The organism is Actinoallomurus sp. NPDC052308 (assembly GCF_040679195.1).
GTDB lineage: Bacteria > Actinomycetota > Actinomycetes > Streptosporangiales > Streptosporangiaceae > Actinoallomurus > Actinoallomurus liliacearum.
On the sequence record NZ_JBFAUM010000041.1, the window covers coordinates 51082 to 59509 of the forward strand.

Annotated in this window: 6 protein-coding genes and 1 pseudogene; 5 read left to right on the forward strand and 2 right to left on the reverse strand. The window is 71.6% G+C overall.

Translation table 11 applies throughout. From position 1 onward, the window contains the following. The first annotated feature begins 8 nt into the window (after positions 1-8). A complete protein-coding gene (locus AB0L00_RS42875) occupies positions 9-974 on the forward strand; it encodes a glucosyl-3-phosphoglycerate synthase (RefSeq protein ID WP_364443548.1) in 966 nt (321 codons plus the stop codon). Positions 975-1153: 179 nt separating this feature from the next. Here AB0L00_RS42875 and lanKC read toward each other — a convergent pair whose 3' ends face one another. Then, a complete protein-coding gene (lanKC, locus tag AB0L00_RS42880) occupies positions 1154-3817 on the reverse strand; it encodes a class III lanthionine synthetase LanKC (RefSeq protein WP_364443550.1) in 2664 nt (887 codons plus the stop codon). Positions 3818-4061: 244 nt separating this feature from the next. Next, positions 4062-5342: an MCE family protein gene (locus AB0L00_RS42885; protein ID WP_364443552.1), complete on the reverse strand. Its 1281-nt coding sequence runs from the start codon at positions 5340-5342 to the stop codon at positions 4062-4064. A gap of 252 nt (positions 5343-5594) precedes the next feature. Between AB0L00_RS42885 and AB0L00_RS42890 the strand changes: the two genes are divergently transcribed. The 4 genes and pseudogenes from AB0L00_RS42890 (at position 5595) to AB0L00_RS42905 (ending at position 8265) form a co-directional block, all read left to right on the forward strand. Beyond that, positions 5595-6824, forward strand: coding sequence for an acyl-CoA dehydrogenase family protein (locus AB0L00_RS42890; RefSeq protein WP_364443553.1), 1230 nt, complete (start codon positions 5595-5597; stop codon positions 6822-6824). Between the two features lie 143 nt (positions 6825-6967). Then, positions 6968-7447 (forward strand): annotated as a pseudogene (locus AB0L00_RS42895) (LLM class flavin-dependent oxidoreductase); the annotation flags it as partial. A 13-nt stretch (positions 7448-7460) separates the two neighbouring features. Beyond that, the gene (locus tag AB0L00_RS42900) at positions 7461-7604 is read left to right on the forward strand and encodes a hypothetical protein (protein ID WP_364443554.1); all 144 of its coding nucleotides are present in this window, start codon (positions 7461-7463) and stop codon (positions 7602-7604) included. A gap of 274 nt (positions 7605-7878) precedes the next feature. After that, the gene (locus AB0L00_RS42905; protein WP_364443555.1) at positions 7879-8265 is read left to right on the forward strand and encodes a hypothetical protein; all 387 of its coding nucleotides are present in this window, start codon (positions 7879-7881) and stop codon (positions 8263-8265) included. The last annotated feature ends 163 nt before the right edge of the window (positions 8266-8428 follow it).

The following is an 8428-nucleotide window of genomic DNA, read 5'->3' on the forward strand; positions in this document are numbered from 1 at the left end:
ACGATGAGGTGCTGCCCCAGGTACAGGCGTGGCTGCGCAACCGCATGAGCTCCGCGGCGGACTGGCCGGTGGACCGGCTCCTGGCCGCCAAGGGCGAGACCACGGTGAGCGTCGTGCTGCCCGCCCGGAACGAACGCGCGACGGTCGGCGAGATCGTCACGACGATACGACGGGATCTCGTCGAGCGCGCCCCGCTCGTCGACGAGATCCTCGTCATCGACTCCCGGTCCATCGACGACACCGCCGAGGTCGCGGCGGCCGCGGGCGCGCGTGTCGTCGCCCAGGACGCCGTGCTGCCCGACCTGCCGCCGCTGTCCGGCAAGGGCGAGGCGCTGTGGAAGTCACTGCACGCGGCCCGCGGCGACGTCCTGGTGTTCGTCGACGCCGACCTGCGGAACTTCTCGTCCTCTTTCGTCACCGGACTGCTCGGCCCGCTGCTCACGGACCCGTCCGTGGCGTACGTCAAGGCCTGCTACGACCGCCCGCTGAACACCGGCGGGGTCTCCGTCCCCAGCGGCGGCGGGCGGGTGACCGAGCTGGTCGCCCGCCCACTGATCAACATGCACTGGCCGCTGCTCGCCGGGTTCGTCCAGCCGCTGGGCGGCGAGTACGCCGGGCGGCGGACCCTCCTCGAACGGGTCCCGTTCGTCACCGGCTACGGCGTGGAGCTCGGCCTGCTCATCGACGTGCTGGAGGCCGCCGGCCTGGACGCTATGGCCCAGGTCGACCTCGGCACCCGCGAGCACAGCCACCAGTCGTCCGAGGCGCTCGGCGGCATGGCGGGCCAGATCATGCAGACCGCGTGGTCCCGGCTCGACCGGCAGGGCCGGATCGTGCCGCTCGAACCGCCGTCGACCGTGCTGACGCAGTTTCGCCGGGACGGCGACGGTCACCAGGCGCGGATCCGGGACGTCTCGGTCGGCGAGCGCCCGCCGATGGCCGAGGCCCGCGCCTACAGCAACTCGGCCGCCTGAGGCCCGCTCGGGCGGGTGAGAACCTGCCGGACACGCCGTCTGAAGCCTGTTCGGGCGGGTGAGAGCCTGCCGGACACGGACAACGTCGCCGTGTCCGGCAGGCCGACCGTCACAGGCAGATGCTGCCCTTACTGCTCATGGTGAGCACGTTGCAGGCCAGTTCCTCCTGGACCGCCGTCTCAGCCTGCAACCGCAGAACTTCTTCCATGCCGACCGCTCCTTTCCATCGATGCGGGCGCTACGGCATCCCTCGACTCGGCCGGATGCCCGTCGAGGGCGTCAAGGGGGGCAGGCGCGGAATCCGTCAGGCGCCGCAGGGCGAGAAGGATTCCGGCCGAGCCGGACCACAGGTCGGCGGACAGTCGCTGTCCCGGCTCGCCGAGCCAGCCGACCCCGTCCTCACGTGGGATCGCGTACCGGAACAGGCCGCGGGCGCCGGTGAGCGCGGCGTCGATGAGTTCGGGCCGGCCCAGCCGCTCACCCGCGCCGGCCAGCGTCACGGCGAGACCGGCCAGGCCCGGGAACAGCCCCGGGAACACGGCGAAGCGCACCGAGCAGGCGCGCAGGCAGCGCTCCAGCGCGTCGGCCGCGCCGAGGTCGTCGCCGGTGGTCACGTCGAACTCCGCGTCCGGGCGGCACGCGAGGTAGCGGGACAGCACCGCGGCGTATCCCGCGCTGCCGCCGAACAGGTAGGGATAGACGCGACGGTCGGCGTGCGAGAGCTTGAAACCCAGGCCGTCCACCGGCAGCGGCTCGGCATAGGCCAGTTCGTCCTGGAGCAGCCGCATGCCCCGGGCGAAGTATCGAGGATCCCCCGTACGCCGGTACAGGCCGTAAAGCGCCAGCGCCACGCCGGTCCGGCCGCCGACCAGCCCGGACCGGTTGACCGGGCTCAACCGGGCGGTGAGCTCGTCCCCGTCCGGGACCCGGTCGAGCAGCCGCTGAGCCAGGTCCAGCCAGCGCTGCTCGCCGGTGCGGCGGTGGTGGATCAGCAGGCCGAGGGCGGTACCGGCCGCGCCGCCGCCGAGGGTCGCGGACGTGGCGTTCAGCGGATGAGCCGCCGCGGCGGCGAGCAGAGTGCCGGCCGCGTCGGCCTCCCCGAGCTCCGCCAGCACGCACGCGATGCCGGCGCTGCCGTACAGCAGGCCGGGAGCGCTGGTGTCCGCCGCGGCCAGCGCGTCGTCCCGCAGCCGGCGGACCACGGCCGGGTCGCAGCCGCGCCCGGCGCGGCGCAGCGCGTAGAGCACACCGGCGGTACCGGCGGCGACCGCGCGGGTGTCGGTCCGGTACCCCAGGGGGCTGGTCGGATAGACCGACTCCGGGTGGTCCGGCCGGGCCATCGCCTCCAGCGCGTCCGCGGTCCGGTCGGCCAGCCGGCGCAGCGCGGCGACGGTGTCCTCGCGGACGGCCTGCGGCGTGGGCAGGCGGGAGTCCGGGGTCCGGTCCTGGCAGCGGGTGGCCCACCGCCACAGCCTCGGGGCGACCGGCGCGAGCTCGGACAGGTCGGCGTGCAGGTGGTCGAGGAGCGGCGGCTGCCGTTCGACCGCCTCGTGCACGGGGAACAGGAGCAGCAGCGCCAGCGCGGACAGCCCGAAGCGGTCGAGCTCGAGCGGATCACGCTCGACCGCGGAGCGCGGGTCCGGGTGCAGGTAGCCGGGAGTGCCCATGATCCGCCGTACGTCCTCGAGGGGTTGCACCGCCTCGAAGTCGATCAGGCGGGCGTGATCGTCGTCGTCGACGAGCACATTGGTCGGGCTGAGATCCACGAAGACGTAGCCCAGCTCGTGCAGGCGGCGCAACTGCGCGTCGAGCCGGTCGATGATGGCCAGACAGCGGCGGTGATACTCGGCGAACTCCGCGGGGTCCGGCCCGATGCGCACCGCGGGGTTGTTCAGCACCATCCAGCGGTACAGCGGCATGCCGGGCACGAACTCGGAGACGAGATAGCTGTGCTCCCAGTGCTGGAACAGCTCCACCGGTCGCGGGCACAGGCCCGGCTCGCGACCGTGTATCGCCCGGAGGACCAGGTACTCGGCGGTCAACCGCGCCTTCGCGTCGGCGCCGTCGGGGGTGTAGCCGTTGTGCGCCCTCGCCTCTTTCAGGAAGACCCGGCCGCCGTCCGCGGCGCGGAAGCGGTAGGCGCCGCCCGCGTTGCCGTGCCGTACGACGGCCTCGAAGGTGTAGCCGTGCAGGGTGACCGGTCCGGTCGCGACGTCCGGATCGGCCTGCCGGAACGGGTCGACGACACCGGGCGGCAGGTGGAACGCCGGCCCGCGCTCGTCATCGATCTCCCGGCCGTCCGGTCCGAGCATGACGGGTACCCGTTCGCCCTCCGCGTCGACCCGTACGCGACCGCGGAACGCCCCGTACCGGTACGAGACGCACTCGCTCGCGCCGAAACGGCGATCGGAGAGCACGAAGGGCCCGCTGATCCCGGACAGGTCCTCCGCCAGCCGTCGTAAGATCCGCAGCGCGCGGTCCTCGGTGGGCGGGTACAGGGTGCAGAACTTCCCGCTCTGCACCCGGTTCGCGTGCTTGCCGTGCGCGTGCAGGAACATCTCGCGCCCGGCCAGGTGCTTGAAAGGGACACCCGATTCGGCGCACGCCGCCGCCACCACTCCCAGCACGAACTGCGCGTTCGGCAGGGAGCTGGACACATGCACCTTCCACCCCTGATCCGGGAGAAGGAGATCCGCCGGCCCCCAGTGAGTCCACGCGCCGGAGTCCCGCCGCGTCCATCCGGCCGGCAGGGGACCCGCGGCGTAGCGCGGACCGGGATCGGCGGCGTCCCAGGGCGCGTAGTGATCCGGGTCGGCGATCAGGAAGGACATGTCCAGTGCCACTCAGCCGCTCCTGACCGGTCGAGTCCGAGTTCACGCGGGAACCCACGACGACGGGCACAGGTTCCCCGTCACGGCCGAGGCGACGAGAGATGATCTACGCGCGTCTGTCCAAGTATCGCCCATTGATAGCCGGAATCGACGTGTCTGTCCGCCTCCGGCCGCGCGGCCGGAATGAGTTCGACGAGGCGCGTGCGCCTGAGACGGGACCCGTCGGAGGCCGGGTGTCGAGCACCCGAGACCGGGCTCAGCCGGGGGACGGGGGCGCCAGGATCCCGCCGAAGGTCGGGTCCGGATTCGCGCTCGCCGCCGGGCCGGCCTGCTTGGTCTTCGCCGTCGTACGGGCGGAGCCGCTGCCGTACGCGTCCGCCGGCGGTGGCACGACGTCGAAGTGCGTCGTGGCCTGGGTCAGCCCGGACAGGTCCAGCCCGATCTTGCTGAGCGGGGCGCCCAGCGCGTTCAGCGGCTTGAGCAGCGTCTCGCACTGCTTGGGCGGGGCGCCGAGGGAGTAGGCCAGCGAGCACAGCCACATCGCGATGTTCTGCGACTGCATGAGGTTCAGCCGCGAGTGCAGTGTGCCGTCCTGGTAGTCATAGACCGACATGGCGTTGGTGGCCGCCACCGGAGCCTTGTCCAGGAAGGTCTGCAGGGCCTGCTTCTCCTTGACGAGGATGCCGGTCACCTGGGCGAGTCCCTGGACGTTCGCGGCGATCTGCGACTTGTTCTCCTTGACGAACGCCGAGACCTCCTGCAGCGCGACCGTCAGGCTCTTCAGCGCCGCCGTGAGCTCGGCTCGTTCCCCGTTGAGCGTGCCGGAGACGGTCGCGAGGTTCTCGGAGAACGCCCGGATCTGCCGGTCGCTCGCGGCCATCGCCTGCGTGATCTTCGCGAGGTTGCGTACGGTCTGGCTGGTGTCACCGCGGTTGTCGGCGAGGATCCGGCTGACCTCGGACAGGTCCTGAAGGGTCTGCTTGAAGTTCTCGCCCTGCCCGTCGAGGGTCTGCGCGCTGGACTTCAGCAGCCGGGACAGCGCGCCCTGGGCGTTGGCGCCCTGCGGCCCGAGGGCCTTGGCCAGATCGTTGACCGACTGGTTCGCGTCGTCCAGCTCGACCGGCACCGCGGTGCTGGACAGGGACAGGGTGGCCCCGTTCCTGAGCGCGGCCCCGCCGCGGTACACCGGCGTGAACTGGATGTAGCGGTCGGCGACCAGCGAGGGGACGATGATGACCGCTTGGGCGTTCGCCGGGACCTTGTGCTTGGCGTCGAACGCCATGCCGACCTCGACCATGTTGCCCTTGGGGGTCACGCGGGTGACCTTGCCGACCTTCACGCCGAGGATGCGGACCTCGGTGCCGGGGTAGACGCCGGTCGCGCGTTCGAAGTAGGCGGTGACGTGCGTCTGCTCGCCACTGGGCCAGAAGACGGCGGCGAGCGCGGCGACCAGGACGACGGCCAGGACGGCCGCGCCGTACGCCAGCACGCGGGTGGGGCGGGAATCCCGACGGCGGGGGGAACCGGGCGAACCCACACGAACTCCCGTTCTTCCGAGCGACCAGGGACACGGGCGCGGATTGGGTAATAAGTTACCTCTTACCTCGCGGGGGGCGCACCGCTCGTTACAGCCTCGTGACTCCCATCGCATCAAGTCAACTCTCTTCCGGCCGTATTGTGACACTCACCACCCTGTTACCGGCGGTAGCACCCCGCCCGCTAGGGTGAAAATCGACAACGGGTCCAATAGCGTGCCCGCCGCCCGTGGCCGGCCGTGAACGGAGGAAACATGTCGGAGGACGGCGCCCCGGCCTTCTCGCTCGAGCTGAACGAGGACGTTCGGGCGGTGCAGGAATGGGTCCACGAGTTCGCCAAGGACGTCATTCGCCCCGCCGGTCAGGAGTGGGACGAGCGGGAGGAGACGCCGTGGCCGATCCTCCAGGAGGCCGCCAAGATCGGGCTGTACTCCCTCGACTTCTTCGCGGGCCAGTGGATGGAGCCGTCCGGGCTCGGCATCCCGGTGGCGTTCGAGGAGCTGTTCTGGGGTGACGCCGGCATCGGCCTGTCGCTCGTCGGCTCCGGCCTGGCGGCCGTCTCCGTGGCCGCGACCGGCACCAACGAGCAGATCGGCGAGTGGGTGCCACAGATGTTCGGCACCGCCGACGACATCAAGCTCGGCGCCTTCTGCGCCTCCGAGCCCGACGCCGGGTCCGACGTCGGCTCGATCCGCACCCGCGCGGAGTACGACGAGGCCAAGGACGAGTGGGTGATCAACGGCACCAAGACCTGGGCGACGAACGGCGGCATCGCCAACGTCCACGTGGTCGTGGCCTCCGTCGACCCCGAGCTCGGCACCCGCGGCCAGGCCAGCTTCATCGTGCCGCCCGGCACTCCCGGCCTGTCCCAGGGCCAGAAGTTCAAGAAGCACGGCATCCGCGCCTCCCACACCGCCGAGGTCGTCCTCGACGACGTCCGTGTCCCCGGCTCCTGCCTCGTCGGCGGCAAGGAGAAACTCGACGAGCGGCTCGCCCGCGTCCGGGAGGGCAAGCGCGCCGCCGGCCAGGCCGCCCTGCGCACGTTCGAGGCGTCCCGCCCCACGGTCGGCGCCATGGCCGTCGGCATCGCCCGCGCCGCGTACGAGTACGCCCTCGAGTACGCCCGCGAGCGCGAGCAGTTCGGCAAGAAGATCGGTGACTTTCAGGCCATCGCCTTCAAGCTGGCCGACATGAAGACCCAGGTCGACGCCTCCCGCCTCCTGGTCTGGCGCGCCGCCTGGATGGCCCGCACCGGCAAGGAGTTCTCCAGCGCCGAGGGCTCGATGGCCAAGCTGCACGCCGGCGAGACCGCGGTACGCGTCACTGAGGACGCCATCCAGATCCTGGGCGGCAACGGCTACACCCGCGACTACCCGGTCGAGCGCTGGCACCGCGACAGCAAGATCTTCACCATCTTCGAGGGCACGTCGGAGATCCAGCGCCTGGTCATCGGCCGCACGATCACAGGACTGCCGGTCAGGTAGCGTTTCCGCAGGTCAGGTGCCTACGGTGTGATCGTGTGCAGCGGATCTGATCACCCTGTGCGTCAGCAACGTCGGCTGCTTGCTGACCCCGACCCACGGTCGCTGACCACTACCCCACGGTTGGGTAGTGGCACGCCGGACGGCGGCCACGCCTCGACGAGGTCCGCACCCTCCCCCGGCCGCTGCGTGGACGGCCCCGGATCTGGCACGGCAGCTCGTCGTCGCCGGAATCGGTGGCTCTGGCCGCCGAATACGGTGACCCCGTGGTGTTCTCCAACGCGGGCGCCTCCAGCGAGAGCGTGCGCCCCCTTGTCGAGCACTACCGCGCCGAGTGGGCACGGCACGGCCGTCCCGCCGACCGACTCCTCACCGGCGCCGGCACACCGGGCTTCCTCGTGGCCAAGACCTCCCGGGCGGCGATCGCCGCATACCGTCCCGTGGACGAACGCCTCGCCGCGATGCAACGGAGCATCGGCGGCCGGCCTCCGTACCCGACCGTGGAGGAGTTCATCACGCGTATGTTGATCACGTACCACAGGCCCAGTAGCTTCAGTAGCTCGCTGTCGGCCTGCCAGGTGCTGCCGCCGTACTGGTGGCAAAACCACGTCAAGGGGTCGCGGTAGACGAGTCTGACCCGTGGGCAAGACGGCGTTGCTCGACCGCCTGATCGGGCGGGCGCGGGGGTTCGTGGTCTCGCGCGTCGCAGGCGTCCAGTCGGAGACGAAGCTGGCCTTCGCCGGGCTGCACCAGCTGGGCCACCCGGCGACCAGGCATCGCTGAAGGTCCTGACGTTCACCGCCCGCCGGCTGCGGTCCGAGTCGGTGGCGATCGTCTTCGCGACACGAATGCCCGATCCGGCCCTGGAGCCGACGGGACTGCCCGATCCGGCGGCGGCGTTGACCGGACTACCCGAACTGGCGGTCACCGGGCTTCCCGCCGACGACGCGCGTGCGCTGCTGCGCGCGGCCGTGCCGGGTCCGTGGGACGACCAGGTGCTGGAACGGGTCGTCGACGAGACGCGGGGCAACCCCCTGGCCCTGTTGGAGATGACCGGGTGCGGTTCCAGCACCCGCGGATGCGCTCGGCCACCTACTGGACGGCCTCGCCGGAGGAGCGGCGCCGAGCGCACGGCGCGCTGGCCGAGGTCACCGACCCCGAAGCCGATCCCGACCGCCGCGCGTGGCACGCGGCACAGGCCGCCCCCGCCCCCGCCGAGGACGTCGCGGCCGCCCTCGAGCGTTCGGCCGACCGGGCCCGGGCCCGCGGCGGTACCACGGCGGCAGCGGCGTTCCTGGCCCGGGCCGTCGAGCTGACCCCCGACCCGGTCCACCGGCGGGACCGCGCCCTGACCGCCGTGCACACGGCCCACCAGGCGGGGGCGGCCCGCGCCGCGTCGCGGCTGCTGTCCATCGCCGAAGCGGGCCCACAACCGCGACTCTAAAGATTTTTCGTCCGAGGTGTCACAGGCCGGACGGGTGGCCTGTCTTAGCTGGCGACCGGATGGCGCACGGAGCGCCCCGGCGGACGGGAAGGCTTGTCAATGAAGATCGTGGTAGTCGGCGGTACCGGCCTGATCGGGTCGAAGCTCGTGACGAAGCTCGGCG

What these genes read in the sequence shown, in the direction of transcription:
- AB0L00_RS42890 (WP_364443553.1), top strand. Translation starts at nt 5,595, where the DNA reads ATGTCGGAGGACGGCGCCCCGGCCTTCTCGCTCGAGCTGAACGAGGAC.